Source organism: Streptococcus chosunensis, assembly GCF_003626515.1.
Taxonomy (GTDB): domain Bacteria; phylum Bacillota; class Bacilli; order Lactobacillales; family Streptococcaceae; genus Streptococcus; species Streptococcus chosunensis.
This window is the reverse complement of record NZ_RBCK01000002.1, coordinates 44266-61246: the sequence shown is the minus strand read 5'-3', so window position 1 is coordinate 61246 and position 16981 is coordinate 44266. Positions and strand designations below refer to the sequence as shown.

Below are 16981 nucleotides of genomic sequence, written 5' to 3'. Positions count from 1 at the left end.
ATAGTATGTATTTCAAAAAATTGAAAATAGAAAGCTTATTTATCCTTATTTAAAACGCTTCCAATCTACTTTCTTTTCATTCTTTTCAATTTATATGATAATTTTTGCTATTCTTGAATCCATTCACCATTAGACTTTACTCTGTAGCCATCTACCGTCGTATTGACTGCTAATGCACCTGAAGAGTAAGAATAATACCACTTACCAGAGACTTGATACCAGCCCGTTTTCATTGCCCCTGAGTCATCTAGATAATACCACATCCCATTTTCCTTTAACCATCCTGTCTGCATTTCACCAGATGATTTCAAATAATACCAGGTAGAACCATCTTTCAGCCATTCTGTCGCCTTAGAACCATCTGATTTGAAATAATACCAACTACCATTTATTTTCTTCCAACCCACAGTCAATCCATTATTTGAACCATAATTAGAGCTATTTACTGATCGATTCTGTGACGAAGTTACTCCCTCCAACTGAATATAACGACGATTTCCACTATACGAAATGTAACTTAACCATTTGTAGCCATCTTTTTCAATCACCTGATCATAATGAACACTCTCACCTGGAGAATAATATGCAAGTGGAGTTGCATTCAATAATGGTTGATCTTTAATAGGAGTCTCCACCTTAAAATAATGAGTTCCTCTCATCAAAGACGAAGATTGACTGGTCACAACATGATTACTTGTCGAATCTTTTGAACTGTTTTGGACTTCTTTAGAATTGCTTGATAAATCTTTAAAATGAATAAAACCGGTCATCTTGTTTGCTTTTACAATTCGTTTATTATAATTACCTTTATAATCATAGTTGTATTCCTCAATTTCTATATTATCTCCCATCACATTTGAAACCCAAGCAACATGACCATAACCTCCTGCAGTAGACCAAGCAATCGAGCCGATAGTCGGTGTATTATCAACACGATAACCTTCACGACGAGCACGATGCCCCCATTCATTCGCATTTCCATAAGCAGCCGGAATCTCAAAACCATTTACACCACTTAAGCGAAAGGCTGCAAAAGAAGTACACTGACGAGAATACATGCGCCACTTGTCAATTTCCTGACTGCCATTTTTATAATAAGCAGGATAATCATCCCCACGCGCAATCGAGCCATTTCCTCCCGAATAGGCAGATACACTATTACCCGCTGCTAACATCAATCCTACTACTAAAAAAGGAACAACCTTTTTAACTGATTTTCTAAAAGAAAATCTTGTCTCTGTTACTGTAAATGGTGAAATTTTCATTCATCCTCCTTGAAAAATAATATAAGTCGAAGATTGCCTTCACTTAAACTATTCGGAGAAAAAAGAAAAAGTGAGAAAATTTCTCACTTTAGTCAAGATAATGAATCAAATTCTTTTCGGTAAGGATATCTGAGTAAGTAAAGGATTCAACATAAACATTAGCTTGTTTATCTCCTTCAACATTCCCAAATTCCACGATAAATAGAGATGGATAAACCTCAATTAACTTACCCAATCTATTTTTTTGGCGTTTACGACCATTCTCCAAAGTCATTTCTACGACTTGTCCCTCATGTGCCTTGATTTCTTCTTTGATTTTTTTCATCTTGGCTACGTCTGTAAATGCATCTGACATCTTATGCCTCCCTTTTTGAGATACTTGAAAATTTATTGTATTCTTTTTGGAAAATCAATTCCACTGTTCCACGAGCTCCACTACGGTTTTTCTCGATAATAACTTCTACCTTATTATTTGGTATGCCTTCCTCTTCTTCACCACCACGCTCATAGTAGTCGTCACGATAAAGAAAGGCTACGATATCAGCGTCCTGCTCAATAGACCCAGATTCACGAATATCAGACAAGACTGGTCTCTTATCCTGACGTTGTTCTACACCACGAGACAACTGACTGAGAGCAATTACTGGAACCTTCAGTTCCTTGGCTAGGATTTTCAACTGACGTGAAATTTCTGAAACCTCTTGTTGACGATTTTCTCGACCAGTTCCCGTGATAAGCTGCAAATAGTCTATCAAAATCAAACCAAGATTTCCAGTTTCTTGAGCCAATTTACGAGAACGAGAACGAATCTCTGTAATCCGAATCCCTGGAGTATCATCGATATAGATACTCGCGTTGGCTAGATTCCCTTGAGCAATGGTATACTTTTGCCATTCCTCATCGGTCAATTGACCTGTACGGATAGAATGCGATTCCACCAAACCTTCTGCAGCTAACATACGGTCTACTAGACTTTCCGCACCCATTTCAAGCGAAAAGATAGCAACCGTTTTGTCCAACTTAGTCCCAATATTCTGAGCGATATTCAAGGCAAAGGCTGTCTTACCAACCGCTGGACGGGCTGCTAGGATAATTAACTCCTCCTCATGAAGTCCAGTCGTCATATGATCCAAATCACGATAGCCCGTAGCAATACCTGTAATATCAGTCGTTTGTTGAGAGCGAGCCTCCAGATTTCCAAAGTTGACATTCAACACATCTCGAATGTTCTTAAATCCACTTCGATTAGCATTTTCACTGACATCAATCAGTCCTTTTTCTGCCTGAGCAATGATTTCATCAGCTGGTTGCGAAGCCTCGTAAGCTTGATTGACAGACTCTGTCAACTTGGCGATTAATCGCCGTAACATAGCCTTTTCTGCAACAATTTTAGCATAATACTCCGCGTTAGCAGAAGTTGGCACAGAATTGACAATCTCAACCAAGTAAGACAGGCCACCAATATTCTGTAAATCACCTTGATTATCAAGAATGGTACGAACCGTTGTTGCATCTATAGCATCGCCACGATCGGATAAATCGACCATAGCTTGAAAAATCAAACGATGGGCATACTTAAAAAAGTCCCGAGACTCAATATATTCTCGCACAAAAACAAGCTTACTCTCGTCAATAAAGATAGCCCCTAAAACGGATTGCTCAGCTAAGATATCTTGAGGTTGTACTCGTAACTCTTCTACTTCTGCCATCAGACTTCCCTTCCTTTTACAATCTTGTCAAGAAGGTGTAAATTTATCCTTCTTTCACACGAAGATTGATTACACTTGTGATATCTTGATAGATTTTCACTGGTACATCAATCAATCCAACTGCTCGAATCGGAGCTTGTACTTGAATATGACGTTTATCAATCTTAATTCCAAATTGCTTTTGCAATTCTTCTGCAATTTTCTTATTGGTAATAGAACCAAAGGTACGGCCATCTGGACCAACCTTTTCAACGAATTCTACAACCGTTTCTTCTGCTTCAAGTTGAGCTTTAATTGCTTTTGCTTCTGCAATCATCTCAGCGTGAGCTTTTTCTTCCGATTTTTGTTTACCACGAAGTTCACCCACAGCTTGAGCAGTTGCTTCTTTGGCTAGGTTCTTTTTGATAAGAAAGTTTTGCGCATACCCTGTTGGTACTTCCTTAATTTCGCCTTTTTTACCTTTTCCTTTGACATCTGCTAAAAAGATTACTTTCATGCTTCTTTCTCCTTTTCCTTTATTTCATTTAATACAATTTCTGTCAGTTTTTCACCTGCTTCTGACAAGGTTAAATCCTTAATTTGAGCTGCTGCCAAATTAAAGTGGCCTCCACCTCCCAGCTCTTCCATAATCCGTTGTACATTCAGCTTACTACGACTGCGAGCTGAGATAGAGATAAATCCTTGTGTATTCTTCGCAAGAACAAAACTCGCTTCAATACCTGACATAGCTAACATGGCATCTGCTGCCTTACTAATAACAACTGTATCATAGCATTTCGAGTCCTTAGCCTCTGCTATCAGTACATCTGAACCTAATTTACGTCCCTGTAAAATCAGTTCATTGACCTCACGATATTCTTCAAAATCCGTCGCAGCCATTTCCTGGATAGCAATACTATCGCTTCCGCGCGTTCTGAGATAGCTAGCAACATCAAATGTCCGACTAGTCACTCGTGAGGTGAAATTTTTAGTATCCAACATCATACCAGCCATTAAAACACTTGCTTGCATACGACTCAAACGATTTTTCTTAGAATTCTGGAACTGAATCAATTCCGTTACCAACTCACTGGCACTGCTTGCACCACTTTCGATATAAGTGATAACTGCATTGTCTGGGAAATCCTGATCCCTTCGATGGTGGTCAATAACAATAGTTTGGGTAAACAAATCATAAAAATCTTTTGATAAAGTTAAAGCTGTCTTTGAATGGTCTACAAGAATCAACAAAGAACGATTGGTCACCATCCCCATTGCATCCTTAACAGACAACAACTTCGTAACTCCTTCTTTTTCTAAGAATGCAACAGCTCGTTCAATATCTGGTGACATTTGATTTTCATCATAAAGAGCATAACTATTTTCTGTTACATTACTAGCAAATAACTTCATACCTACAGCAGAACCCAAAGCATCCATATCAAGGTTTTTATGACCAACTACAAAAACCTGATCTACACTTCTAATTTTATCTGAAATAGCCGTCATCATAGCGCGCGTACGTGTTCGTGTACGCTTGATTGACGCAGCAGACCCACCACCAAAATAAACTGGATTTTTCGTTTCGTCGTTCTCCTTGACAACCACCTGGTCTCCACCACGCACTTCAGCCAAGTTCAAGTTGAGTAATGCAACTTTACCTATCTCATCATGATTTCCATCACCATAAGAAAAGCCCATACTTAAGGTCAAAGGCAACTGTCTCTGTTTTGACTCTTCTCTGAAAGCATCGATAACAGAAAATTTATCATTCATCAATCCCTCAAGTACCGTGTAGTCCGTAAAGAGATAGAAACGGTCCATACTCACTCGACGGGAGAACATGGCATGCTTCCCAGCAAATTCTGAAACAAAATTGGCTACAAAACTATTGATATGACTGATATCAGACTCCGATGTTTCATCTTCTAAATCATCATAGTTGTCAACGGAAACGATCCCAATCACAGGTCGACTCGTTACTAACTCAACAGTCGCTTCGTATTCTCCAGACACATCAAAGAAGTAAAGAACTCCAGACACCTTGTCCATATGAACCGAATAGCGGGTCTCACCCAAGGTGGCATAAGAACCTGGATTCCCCACAGAAGCCTTGATAATTGTTTGAATTAATGCCACATCAATTTCGCCCACTTCATTAGTCAAAATCAATTCAGCATAAGGATTAAACCATTCAACTTCACCTGACGACAAGTCTAATTTAATAACTCCGACAGGCATCTGTTCTAACAAGGTTGTCAAACTTTCTTCAGCTTGGTGGTTTACATACTGGATTTGTTCTACTTCACTCCTTGAGTAGTAGTCTCTCTGATGGATGAATAGTAAAATATATGAACCCAAAATAAGTAGCAAAAGAAATAGCGTTACCAGTGTATTCGTTACAAAAACAAGTTGCACAGATAGCACTCCGAACGCCACTATTCCTAATATTAAGGGGAAAATAGGACTTACATAAAATTTTTTCATTCCAAACCTCTTGGCACCCATTATACCATAATAACCACCAAAAAGCGACTTTTTAAAAGTGTAATCAGTAATTTTATCAATTATAAGAAAAAGGAGGTTTACAATTTAGTAAACCTTCCTTTACACATATTGAAATTAAGATTCTTTAACTTCTAACAAGCCAATCTCGCCATCTTCACGACGATAAATCACATTGGTTGTCTGATCTTCAACATCCACATAGATAAAGAAATCATGTCCCAACAAATCCATCTGTAGAATAGCTTCTTCCAAATCCATTGGTTTTAAATCAATTTGTTTTGAACGAACAACTCTAGATTGGACAACATTTGTATCTTCCACCAAAGCATCTGTAAATAATTGACTAGTTGCTACCTTGTTTTTATTTTTACGCTCGATTTTTGTTTTATTTTTACGAATCTGACGTTCAATTTTATCGGTTACAAGGTCAATTGAACCATACATATCTTGAGACACATCTTCTGCACGAAGAGTAATTGAACCAAGCGGAATCGTCACCTCCACTTTAGCCGTTTTTTCACGATACACCTTCAAGTTTACTCGAGCATCCAACTCTTGTTCAGCTTGAAAATACTTTTCGATCTTTTCGAGTTTAGAAACTACATAATCACGAATTGCTTCTGTTACTTCTAGGTTTTCACCACGGATACTATATTTAATCATATGAGTACCTTCTTTCTAAACATTTTTGTTTTTCTGATTTCATTATAACGCTTTCATTTTATTTTTGCAAATTTTTTCCTCATCTTACAAGGGAAAATGTTTTTACATCCTCAGCACCAGCTTCTTCCAACAGCTTCTTCACACGATTTATAGTTGTTCCAGTAGTATAAATGTCATCTATAAGTAGGATTTTTTTAGGAATAGTGACTCCCCTTTTAATAAAGAAAGGAAGTTCTGTCCCCAAGCGTTCTGAACGATTTTTGGAAGAACTGGCCCGCTCTTCTCTCTTCTCTAGTAAGTCTTGCAAAGAGAACTCTGCTGCTTCAACTAAACCTTCAACCTGGTTAAATCCCCTCTCGAGCAATCTTTCAGGACTTAGGGGAATGACGACAAATTGATACTCTTTGTACTTTTTTAACTCCTCACTTAAAACTGAAGCAAAAACTTTTCTTAAAAGGAAGTCTCCATCAAACTTATACCGACTGAAAAAATCCTTCATAGCTTGATTGTAAGTAAAAATCGCTCTATGACTGACTTCAACTTCTTCTTTACACCAAAATTGACAATCTTGACACTTTGTTGACAAACCTGTTTTCATACAGTTTGGGCAGTTTTCTTCTCCAATCCTCTCAAAAGTAGAGTCACAGTCTGAACAAAGACAAGAGTCATCATTCTTCAGAAGTAAGAGACTACTAAAAGTTAAAACAGCCTTCATAGTCTGCCCACATAATAAGCACTTCATAGCCCCGCCTCCTTATTCATCTGCTGAATTTCCTTAATTGCCTTTTTGATTGAAGCATTTAACCCGTCATGGAAGAAAAGCAAATCTCCTGTCGGTCTGTCCATACTCCGACCGACACGTCCTCCAATCTGTATTAAACTAGACTTGGTAAACAGACGATGATTGGCCTCTACTACGAAAACGTCAACACAAGGGAAGGTAACTCCACGCTCCAATATTGTCGTACTGATAAGTATTGTCAGTTCTCCATCTCGAAAAGCTTGTACCTGCTCTAATCTATCTTCTGTTACAGAAGATACAAAGCCAATTTTCTCATTTGGAAATTGCTCTTGTAAGATTTCTTTTAACTGTTCCCCTTTCTTAATTTCTGATGCAAAAATGAGTAACGGATAACCTGTCTTTCTCTGCTTCTCAATATAGGACTTTAACTTTGGTGACAATCTACTTTTCTCTAAGCAATGATTAAAATCCGATAACCAAACTGGTTTTGGAATAATCAACGGATTTCCATGAAACCGTCTTGGCAAACTCAATCGTTTTAATTCTCCGATGCGAACCTTCCTATCTAACTCATCGGTCGAAGTCGCTGTTAAAAAGATTCTCAAGCCATTCTTCTTTACACTATTCTTTACAGCGTAGTAAAGTGTGGGGTTGTCAACATAAGGAAAAGCATCTACTTCATCCACTATTAGCAAATCAAAAGCATGATAAAATTTTAACAGCTGATGAGTCGTTGCAACAACTAGTGGTGTTCGAAAATATGGTTCTGATTCTCCATGTAGGAGGGCTATCTCACAAGCAAAATCCTTTTGCAGGCGCTTATACAGCTCCAAACAAACGTCTATGCGAGGACTGGCCAAACACACTGCACCACCCGCATTGATCACTTTAGCTACTACTTGATAAATCATTTCTGTCTTTCCAGCTCCTGTTACAGCGTGAACCAAGCTTGGCTCTTGCTTGTCTACCGCTTGAAGCAGTCCCTGTGATACCTTATCTTGAAAAGGGGTTAATTGACCACGCCATTTAAGAACATCTTGCTTCGGAAAATCCTCCTGTGGGAAATAGTATAAAGATTGATCACTCCTGACTCGCTTCATCAGTAAACACTCCCTACAATAGTAAGTACCGATGGGCAAATACCATTCTTCTAGAATAGTACTATTACAACGTTGACAGAAAAGTTTCCCTTTCTCCTTTCTCATTGCTGGAAGTTTCTCCGCCAACTGACGTTCCTCTTCTGTTAATTCATTCTCAGTAAACAAGCGACCGAGATAATTTGGATTTACTTTCATACTTCTTTATTCGTAAAAACCTAGCGCTTTAAATGATTTTTTAGTACAATTAAATCATGGAATTTAGAACAATTAAAGAGGACGGACAAGTCCAAGAAGAAATCAAAAAATCCCGCTTTATCTGTCATGCCAAGCGTGTTTATAGCGAAGAAGAGGCTCGTGACTTCATTACTGCCATCAAGAAAGAGCACTACAAAGCTACTCATAACTGCTCTGCCTTCATTATTGGGGAACGTAGTGGAATCAAACGGACAAGTGATGATGGTGAGCCCAGTGGGACTGCTGGCGTTCCCATGCTTGGGGTACTAGAAAATCACAATCTTACTAATGTCTGTGTGGTAGTGACACGCTACTTTGGTGGCATTAAACTAGGCGCTGGAGGATTGATTCGTGCTTACGCTGGCAGTGTTGCCTTAGCTGTCAAAGAAATTGGCATCATTGAAATAAAGGAACAAGCTGGCATTGCTATTCAAATGTCTTACGCTCAGTACCAAGAGTACAGTAACTTCCTTAAGGAACATGATCTCATGGAACTTGAGACAAACTTTACAGATCAAGTCGATACGATGATTTATGTTGATAAAGAAGAAAAAGAAAATATTAAAGCTGCACTGGTGGAGTTTTTTAATGGAAAAGTTACTTTAACTGATCAAGGTTTACGTGAAGTTGAAGTTCCTGTAAATTTAGTGTAAACAAAGGAGAAAAATATGGCATTTGGAAAATTCATTCAAGGACTCGCTGGTAACCTTAGCGAGCAAAACAAAGAAACTCTTATCAAAGAATATGGACAATATCTACTAGAAAATGAAGAAATTCAAAGTGGATATAAACTGATTCGTGACTCAATTATATTTACAAATATCCGTATTATCTTTACAGATAAACAAGGCGCTACTGGTCGTAAGATGTCCATTAAATCAATCTTTTTAATGAACATTATTAACGTTGAAATGGAAACTGCAGGAGCAGGTATAGATGATAGTGAAATAACGATTACTTATCTAGAAAATGTTTTTCTAAAAGCACATAATGAACATTTTAGTACTCATAAATTTGAATTCCCTAAGAAAACGGATATCGTTCCACTTTACACCTATTTACTAGAATTAGCTTATCACAATCGCTTGAAAATTAATGGCTTAGACCTATGATATAAAAAAATCCTATCGCTTCGATAGGATTTCTATATTTTACAAATGGTATAGATAGCGTTATACTAGAAATATCTTATACAAAGAGGTATTCATATGTCTATTTATAACAACATTACTGAATTAATCGGTCAAACTCCGATTGTTAAACTCAACAACATCGTGCCAGAAGGGGCTGCGGACGTCTATGTAAAGCTTGAAGCATTCAACCCTGGTTCTTCTGTAAAAGATCGTATTGCTCTTAGCATGATTGAAAGAGCTGAACAAGACGGTATTTTGAAACCAGGTTCTACAATTGTTGAAGCAACAAGTGGAAACACTGGTATTGGACTTTCATGGGTAGGTTCTGCTAAAGGGTATAAAGTCGTCATCGTTATGCCTGAAACTATGAGTGTAGAACGACGTAAGATTATCCAAGCTTACGGTGCTGAACTCGTCCTAACTCCTGGTAGTGAGGGAATGAAAGGCGCTATTGCTAAAGCTCAAGAAATCGCTGCTGAACGTGATGGTTTCCTTCCTCTTCAATTTGACAATCCAGCTAATCCAGAAGTACACGAAAGAACAACAGGAGCTGAAATACTAGCTGCTTTCGGTAAAGATGGACTAGATGCCTTTGTTGCTGGAGTGGGTACCGGTGGAACGATTTCTGGTGTTTCTCATGCACTCAAATCAGCAAATTCTAACATTCAAGTTTTTGCAGTAGAGGCAGACGAATCTGCTATTCTATCTGGTGAAAAACCTGGACCACACAAAATTCAAGGTATCTCAGCTGGATTTATTCCTGATACACTGGATACAAAGGCTTATGATGGTATCGTTCGTGTAACATCAGACGATGCACTAACACTCGGCCGTGAAATTGGTGGAAAAGAAGGATTCCTTGTAGGGATTTCTTCAGCTGCAGCTATCTACGGAGCCATTGAGGTTGCCAAGAAATTAGGTACAGGTAAAAAAGTTCTTGCTCTAGCACCAGATAACGGTGAACGTTATCTCTCTACAGCACTCTATGAATTTGAAGTGTAGTCTCCTAAATACACTTAGCCCTTATTATAGGGCTTTTTATTTATACCCTAAAAATAGGAACATCTCCCTATAAAAATCGACTGCATAGAAAAAAGGAAGCAATTTAGCTTCCTTTTTATTATTAGTTATTCAAGGCTGCTGCCATTGTAGCTGCAACTTCAGCTTCAAAGTCGTTTGCAGCTTTCTCGATACCTTCACCAACTTCAAAGCGAGCGAACTCAACTACTGAAGCGTTAACTGATTCAAGATATGCTTCAACTGTCTTGCTGTCATCCATGATGTATACTTGTGCAAGAAGTGTGTAAGCTTGGTCAACTTTAGTGTTATCAAGCATGAAGCGGTCCATTTTACCTGGGATGATTTTGTCCCAGATTTTTTCTGGTTTACCTTCTGCAGCCAATTCAGCTTTGATGTCAGCTTCAGCTTGGGCAATCACTTCATCAGTCAATTGAGCTTTTGATCCATACTTCAAGTGTGGAAGAGCTGGTTTGTTAACCATTGCACGACTTTCGTTGTCTTGGTCGATAACGTGGTTCAATTGTGCCAACTCATCCTTAACGAATTGCTCATCCAATTCTTTGTAAGAAAGAACTGTTGGTTTCATCGCTGCGATGTGCATTGACAATTGTTTAGCAAGTGCTTCGTCTCCACCTTCAACAACTGAAATAACACCGATACGTCCACCATTATGTTGGTAAGCACCAAAGTGTTGTGCATCTGTTTTTTCAATCAATGCAAAGCGACGGAATGAGATTTTTTCTCCGATAGTTGCTGTTGCAGATACGTATGCAGCTTCAAGAGTTTCACCTGAAGGCATTGTCAAAGCAAGTGCTTCTTCATTATTAGCAGGCTTTCCTTCAGCAATAACTTTAGCTGTAGTATTTACCAATTCAACGAATTGAGCGTTTTTCGCAACGAAGTCAGTTTCAGCGTTTACTTCAATAACTGCTGCAACATTACCGTTAACATAAACACCAGTCAAACCTTCTGCAGCAACACGGTCAGCTTTCTTAGCTGCCTTAGCCATACCTTTTTCACGAAGCAATTCAATCGCTTTTTCGATGTCACCGTCTGTTTCTACAAGCGCTTTTTTAGCGTCCATAACACCGGCACCAGATTTTTCACGCAACTCTTTTACAAGTTTAGCTGTAATTTCTGCCATTTTGATTCTCCTATATTTTTAAAAATAGGAGAGCCGGGCTAAGCCCCGCCCTCCTAGGTAATTACTATTTATATGAATTAAGCGTTGTCGCCTTCTACAACTTCAACGATTTCTTCGATTGAATCTGCTTGAGCTTCTGAAGCTACAAATTCTGCTTCAACTGCTGCTGCTGCATCTTCACCTTGACGTCCTTCGATGATAGCGTCAGCCAATTTAGCTGTGATCAATTTAACAGCACGGATAGCGTCATCGTTAGCTGGGATGATTACATCGATATCATCTGGATCTGTATTTGTGTCAACCATCGCTACAACTGGGATTCCCAATTTTTTAGCTTCTTTAACAGCGATTTGCTCTTTATGTGGGTCAACTACGTACATTACATCTGGAATACGAGGCATATCTTCGATACCACCCAAGAATTTTTCAAGACGTGCACGTTGTTTGTTAAGAAGTGCAACTTCTTTCTTAGGAAGAACTTCGAAAGTTCCATCTTCTTCCATACGTTTGATTTCTTTCAAACGAGCGATACGTTTTTGAATAGTTCCCCAGTTAGTAAGAGTTCCACCCAACCAACGGTGGTTGATGAAGTATTGACCTGAACGTACTGCTTCTTCAGCAACTGCATCAGCTGCTTGTTTCTTAGTACCAACGAACAATACAACGGCATCGTTAGCTGCTGCATCACGCATGAAATCGTAAGCTTGGTCAGCGTATTTAACAGTTTGTTGCAAGTCGATAACGTGGATTCCGTTACGCTCAGTAAAGATGTACTTAGCCATCTTAGGGTTCCAGCGACGAGTTTGGTGACCAAAGTGTACACCAGCCTCAAGAAGTTGTTTCATTGAAATTACTGCCATGAGTATTTCTCCTTTTTGTTTTTTTCCTCTTCTTGACTTCAACTCGCAAAACGACCCAAGGGCAACTGTTTCACAATTCATCAAGAATGAGTATTATCGTTCACACGACAAGTTTCATTTTACCATACTTTTTCAATATTTTCAAGCTATTTTAGCAGATTTTTAAAGTAAGGGAATTTCTGCTAACTTCTCAAAGTAACTTCCACTTAGCTGTCCGAAGTGGAAATTAGTCTAATCCTTTACTTATGGAGAAGGGTTGATTCCTAAGCTTCTTGGAATTTCTAAAATACCTGCAAAAGACGTCTTTCAGTCTTATAAATTACTCTAATCTAAGTTCTAAAAACTAACCTAAAAAACTATTCAAACGTTTCAGATGATGAGATTTTGTGCGCTCTTTTTTTCTATTCATTTCGGCTACAAAAGCGATGAAATCATGCGTTATTAAAACTCTAAATTTAAAGCATCCCAACATATACTGCTGGGATGCTCTAATAGCTAAATTTTTTAAAATTTAATATAGCGGCAAAATCATTAGTTTATTTTATCTACTTCGAAGTTTCTTACGAATTTTATAAGCTAGATTAAACAAAAAATATAATGAACTAGTTGGATAATTAAACTCACCAGCAAATTCCTCAATAGTAGGATTAAACTTAGATTTAAAGTTAATTAACCCACCCTCTAAATTGTTTTCAATTCCACCCATATTATGAGTCTCAGCCCCTCGTTCAAAAGAATGTTGAGCTGTCTCAAACCATGTAGGAATAGCAGGTTGATAGTGTCTAAATTCTTCATTCATTCCAGCATATAAGTTCTCAGAAGTTTTCCCAAATTCGATAGTTAAAGTACCAGATAATGGGACAACACTGTCCCCTCTGCCAATATGGCTCTTAAGAAAAGAAATTTCTTCCTCTAATCGTTTTCTCTCTTGCTGATTCTCTTTTATTTTACCTTCTTTCGTTTTATCTGTAAACTTCTGCGCTGTTTTTAGATTCTTTTCGAGTTGCCGCTCAACTTCTTTCAGTCTATTAGGTAGATCTAAATAGCTCAGTGTGATAAAGGAGTGGTCAGGATAAGTATCCAGTAACTTCTGATAATAATCTTTGCCTCGTAAACTGATATTCTTGCGAGACTCTGTTTTCTTCATTAAAAATGAAAATTCATCTAATAAATCAAGTCCACCAAACTTTACTTCCAATCCTTTATTTCTTGCAGTTCGGATAGCCTGTCTAGTAGACTTAGAAAGTTGATCCAGTGAGAAATTTTCTTTATGAATATTAGCTTGAAAACGTGGTTGTATATTTTCTGCCATATCCTTTGTTAAGCCTGTCCAATAAACTTTATTTTTTTTCAGTTCTTCGACAATTGCTAAAGTCATAGAATTTTGGACAGTTTCTTGGTCAATAAGACCTCTACTGATAAATAAACTTGGGTCAAATTTAACCATTATTGCATGGTTTTTTTTAGCAAGTTTTTTCAACGTTAAAAGAACAAATTTCAGAAGTTCTTTATCTTCATAGTCAATTACTGGACCTCGTGGAATATAAAACATAGAGAATCCTAATGGTAGCGGTTGAATTAAGATATTTGCTACTCCAACTAATTGATTATCTTTATAAAAGCCAACTCTCTCGTTCCCCCAAGTATCCTTTATCTTGGACCAATCACTACTCTGCAATAAATTTCCTTGAGGATGATTTTCTAAAAATAAATCCCACTCTTTAACATCAACATTTATTTTATACCTAAACATAACTTCAACACCGACTCCCTTAGAAACCATTTTTTATTAACATGCTACACTCGTACTAAATTTCTACGTTTCATTTTACTTTAATTAAATAATTATAAAAATAGAAAATAAGTTCAAGTAATTATATAATGAAATTAATTTTTCCAGCACTATACAAAGGGTGAGATTAATAAGATCTCACCCTTTGTATAGTAATAATCAGTATATTAGTTTGGATAAATGTATCTTACAGTACCTCTTGATGCTGTCGGATTAAACCATCCACGATAATTTCCGATTGGTTGAGTTCCACTTCCATCATAGTTACACTCAGAAACTTGAATACGAGTTGATGATTCAACTGCTGTAACAACTGCTACGTGACCGTATCCTCCATCATCCCAACATGCAATCGCGCCAACTTGTGGTGTAGAACCTGTACGGAAACCTGCAGCTGCTGCACTTGCAGCCCATTGACCGCCATTACCCCAGTAATCACCAGCCCATGGTGCTAAAGTTTTTACTCCCCATGTACATTGACCTACAGGATAGCTTGATGCATTTGTACTGTATGTCGGACGTTGTTTCACTGGTGCAGGAGTATAGCTTGTTGATTCCGCTGAAGCACTACTTGAAGATGATTCAGACGAACTAGATGACGAAGAAGTAGTTGATACTGCTTGAACTTCTGCTGTAAAAGTTGTATTTCCAGAAGCAACGACTTTTTGTTGTTGACTTGCTTGTTTAGCTTTATAAGCTGCTTCTGCTTCTGCTGCTGCTTTAGCTTCTGCTTCTGCTGCAGCTTTTTTCTCAAGTAAACTTGCTTTTTCATCCTCTGCAGTAGCCTTTTCAGCAGCAAGATTCAATTCTGCAGCTTTCAACTCAGCTTGTTTTGTAGTTAATGATTGAGCATCATCAGCTAGTTTTTGCTGATTTGCAATAACTGTATTAATTGCATCATTGTTTGCTACTTGTTTTTCGGAAATAGCTTTTTTATCTTCTTTTTGTTGTTCCAACATTTTGTTGTTTGCAGATACGATTTCACTCATTGCAGCAACACGTGAAATAGCTTCTGTAATTGATTTTGAGTTTACAATTGTATTAATGTAATTTGTTGCAGCTCCATTTGTTTGAGCACTACGAGCTTGTTTTTGTAATGAATCATTGCGAGATACAATATTCTTAGAAAGTTCTGTAATTTCACCCTCAAGCTTTTTAGATTCTTCTTGTAGTCTATCATTTTCAGATTGCAAGTTTGATTGCTCTGTTTGAATAGCAGATACTTGCTCCTGAACTTGATCAACTTGTTTTTGGGCTTCTTGTTGTTGTGCTGTTAAGTTGCTAATTTTATTATCTTGAGCAGCAATTTTGTCATCAGTAGTTTCTGCATGCGCAGTTGTTAAAACAGCTGCTTGAGAAACCATTACTGTACTTAGTAAAAGTGACGCTAAGATTTTTTTCTTCATATTTCGTAGATACTCCTTCTTTTAAAGACATTACTAGTATACCAAAAAAAGGCCTAATGAATATTACGCCTTTGTTACATTTTTATTTCTTTCTTATAGGTAAAATTTTTCAAAAATAAACTGAAAAATAATCATCCATATAAGGTTTAAAATCATTGATGGTACTAAACTATAGACTATAAACAAAGACATACTATCCACAGTTAAACCTACCACTAACGCAAGTATATAAGTTCCCATCTCAAATAGAAAAGTCATGACAATAATTGCCAGCATTCTCGTCCAACGATTCAATAAAATAACACTATTAAATTTATGGAGAAATGCCCCCAACAAGACAAATAACAGAATCGCAATCCCTATCAAGTGGAAAAAGTAAATGTCATAAACCAAACCCACTACAAAACAATAAGCTAAATAGAGATACTCTGATACTTCAATCGTCTCAAATAAGAGAAACAAAAATAGAAAATGACTGGCCAACTGCACGTGGGGAAAAAATGAGCCCAGAAGCTGGCTAATATGGGCATCAATTAGAACAAAGAAAGGAAGCAATAAAAATACTCCAACCCGCTTCAACTGTCTCATTATGAATTCCCCACTAATTCTATCACATTCACATTATGAGTATCTGCACTCAATTTAACAGTTACTTCTCGTGTCAAGTAGTCCGTACTATGTGTTGTAGCAACCACTTCACCAACAGGAATATCAGCAACGTTAAAGTTTCCTAATCCACCAGTGGTCACCTTATCTCCTGCACTAATATCGCTACTACTATTTAATTGACTAATTTTGAGAACTTCATTTTCCTTGTCATAGCCAACAATAATTCCATAAATTGTGGTAGAACCATGTTGAATTTTAACAGAAATCTTATCAGCATTTTCCGTATTTGTCAGAAGGTTGACCATAGTAGAATTCTCCTCTACTTTTGAGACACTCCCAACCAAACCACCATTTGCAATGGCTAACATGTTTTCAGAAGCCCCTTTTGATTTGCCTGCATCCAGGGTCAATTCCTGCTTCCAAGATACTGGAGAACGCATAATAACATCTGCTGCCAAAGTCTTTGTAGCTTGCAATTTGGACTTCATATCAAGCAATTGGCGCAGTTGTTCATTTTCCATCTTTAAACTTTCCGCCTCATTTGATTTAACTTCTAATTGGTAAATCTGTTTCTTCAAACTTTCATTTTCATTATAAGTGCGTGTCAAATGAGCCAAATCTGATTTGACAGAATCAAACCACTGAAAAGGTTTTTGCACAACCCTATCAACCACTGAGATTCCATCTCCTAATCTTGTCACAATTGTACTTGAATAAGTCGTCGCTAAGAGAGCTGACACAAGCAGAACAGTGACAAAAACAATAATGACATATTTTGATTTTTTAAAACGGTTCATATCCCTACCTTTATATCAAA

17 protein-coding genes are annotated in these 16981 nt (G+C 37.5%); 3 read left to right on the top strand and 14 right to left on the bottom strand.

Annotated elements, in window-relative coordinates; genetic code table 11:
* Nucleotides 1-107: 107 nt before the first annotated feature.
* From cbpD to D7D54_RS06105, 8 genes are all read right to left on the bottom strand, one after another.
* Nucleotides 108-1265 carry a choline binding-anchored murein hydrolase CbpD gene (gene cbpD / locus D7D54_RS06140; protein ID WP_020902283.1) on the bottom strand — a complete coding sequence of 386 codons (1158 nt, stop codon included), beginning with the start codon at nt 1263-1265 and terminating at the stop codon, nt 108-110.
* A gap of 88 nt (nt 1266-1353) precedes the next feature.
* Entirely contained in the window at nt 1354-1620 is a 267-nt protein-coding gene (locus tag D7D54_RS06135) for a Veg family protein (protein ID WP_001278169.1), read from the bottom strand.
* A gap of 1 nt (nt 1621) precedes the next feature.
* Nucleotides 1622-2974, bottom strand: coding sequence for a replicative DNA helicase (gene dnaB / locus D7D54_RS06130; protein ID WP_000852490.1), 1353 nt, complete (start codon nt 2972-2974; stop codon nt 1622-1624).
* Nucleotides 2975-3017: 43 nt separating this feature from the next.
* Complete coding sequence (gene rplI / locus D7D54_RS06125) at nt 3018-3470, bottom strand: 50S ribosomal protein L9 (protein WP_000864214.1); 453 nt, start codon at nt 3468-3470, stop codon at nt 3018-3020.
* A complete protein-coding gene (locus D7D54_RS06120) occupies nt 3467-5440 on the bottom strand; it encodes a DHH family phosphoesterase (RefSeq protein WP_020902284.1) in 1974 nt (657 codons plus the stop codon). Before D7D54_RS06120 ends, rplI begins: the two co-directional genes overlap by 4 nt.
* Before the next feature lie 135 nt (nt 5441-5575).
* Nucleotides 5576-6124: a ribosome hibernation-promoting factor, HPF/YfiA family gene (gene hpf, locus D7D54_RS06115; RefSeq protein WP_004255322.1), complete on the bottom strand. Its 549-nt coding sequence runs from the start codon at nt 6122-6124 to the stop codon at nt 5576-5578.
* Between the two features lie 79 nt (nt 6125-6203).
* Nucleotides 6204-6866, bottom strand: a complete 663-nt coding sequence (locus D7D54_RS06110; protein WP_004255321.1) for a ComF family protein — start codon at nt 6864-6866, stop codon at nt 6204-6206.
* Nucleotides 6863-8161: an ATP-dependent helicase ComFA gene (locus tag D7D54_RS06105; RefSeq protein ID WP_020902286.1), complete on the bottom strand. Its 1299-nt coding sequence runs from the start codon at nt 8159-8161 to the stop codon at nt 6863-6865. The genes D7D54_RS06110 and D7D54_RS06105 overlap by 4 nt, the downstream gene beginning before the upstream one ends.
* Nucleotides 8162-8217: 56 nt before the next feature.
* Here D7D54_RS06105 and D7D54_RS06100 point away from each other — a divergent pair, with 56 nt between their 5' ends.
* The 3 genes from D7D54_RS06100 to cysK all read left to right on the top strand — a co-directional run bounded on the left by D7D54_RS06100 (nt 8218) and on the right by cysK (nt 10335).
* Complete coding sequence (locus D7D54_RS06100) at nt 8218-8853, top strand: YigZ family protein (RefSeq protein ID WP_020902287.1); 636 nt, start codon at nt 8218-8220, stop codon at nt 8851-8853.
* 15 nt (nt 8854-8868) lie between these two features.
* Nucleotides 8869-9312 (top strand): PH domain-containing protein, encoded by a 444-nt coding sequence (locus D7D54_RS06095; protein WP_020902288.1) that lies wholly within the window; start codon nt 8869-8871, stop codon nt 9310-9312.
* 96 nt (nt 9313-9408) lie between these two features.
* A complete protein-coding gene (gene cysK, locus D7D54_RS06090; RefSeq protein WP_020902289.1) occupies nt 9409-10335 on the top strand; it encodes a cysteine synthase A in 927 nt (308 codons plus the stop codon).
* A gap of 121 nt (nt 10336-10456) precedes the next feature.
* On the opposite strand, the gene tsf is transcribed toward cysK, so the two are convergent.
* From tsf to mreC, 6 genes are all read right to left on the bottom strand, one after another.
* A complete protein-coding gene (tsf, locus tag D7D54_RS06085; protein WP_033682512.1) occupies nt 10457-11497 on the bottom strand; it encodes a translation elongation factor Ts in 1041 nt (346 codons plus the stop codon).
* Between the two features lie 77 nt (nt 11498-11574).
* Nucleotides 11575-12357, bottom strand: coding sequence for a 30S ribosomal protein S2 (gene rpsB / locus D7D54_RS06080; protein WP_020902290.1), 783 nt, complete (start codon nt 12355-12357; stop codon nt 11575-11577).
* Nucleotides 12358-12898: 541 nt separating this feature from the next.
* Entirely contained in the window at nt 12899-14110 is a 1212-nt protein-coding gene (locus tag D7D54_RS06075) for an aminoacyltransferase (RefSeq protein WP_031237763.1), read from the bottom strand.
* A 206-nt stretch (nt 14111-14316) separates the two neighbouring features.
* Nucleotides 14317-15555, bottom strand: coding sequence for a peptidoglycan hydrolase PcsB (gene pcsB / locus D7D54_RS06070; RefSeq protein ID WP_020902292.1), 1239 nt, complete (start codon nt 15553-15555; stop codon nt 14317-14319).
* A 93-nt stretch (nt 15556-15648) separates the two neighbouring features.
* Nucleotides 15649-16143, bottom strand: a complete 495-nt coding sequence (gene mreD, locus D7D54_RS06065) for a rod shape-determining protein MreD (RefSeq protein WP_120719055.1) — start codon at nt 16141-16143, stop codon at nt 15649-15651.
* Nucleotides 16143-16961, bottom strand: a complete 819-nt coding sequence (gene mreC / locus D7D54_RS06060) for a rod shape-determining protein MreC (RefSeq protein ID WP_120719054.1) — start codon at nt 16959-16961, stop codon at nt 16143-16145. Before mreC ends, mreD begins: the two co-directional genes overlap by 1 nt.
* Nucleotides 16962-16981: the final 20 nt, after the last annotated feature.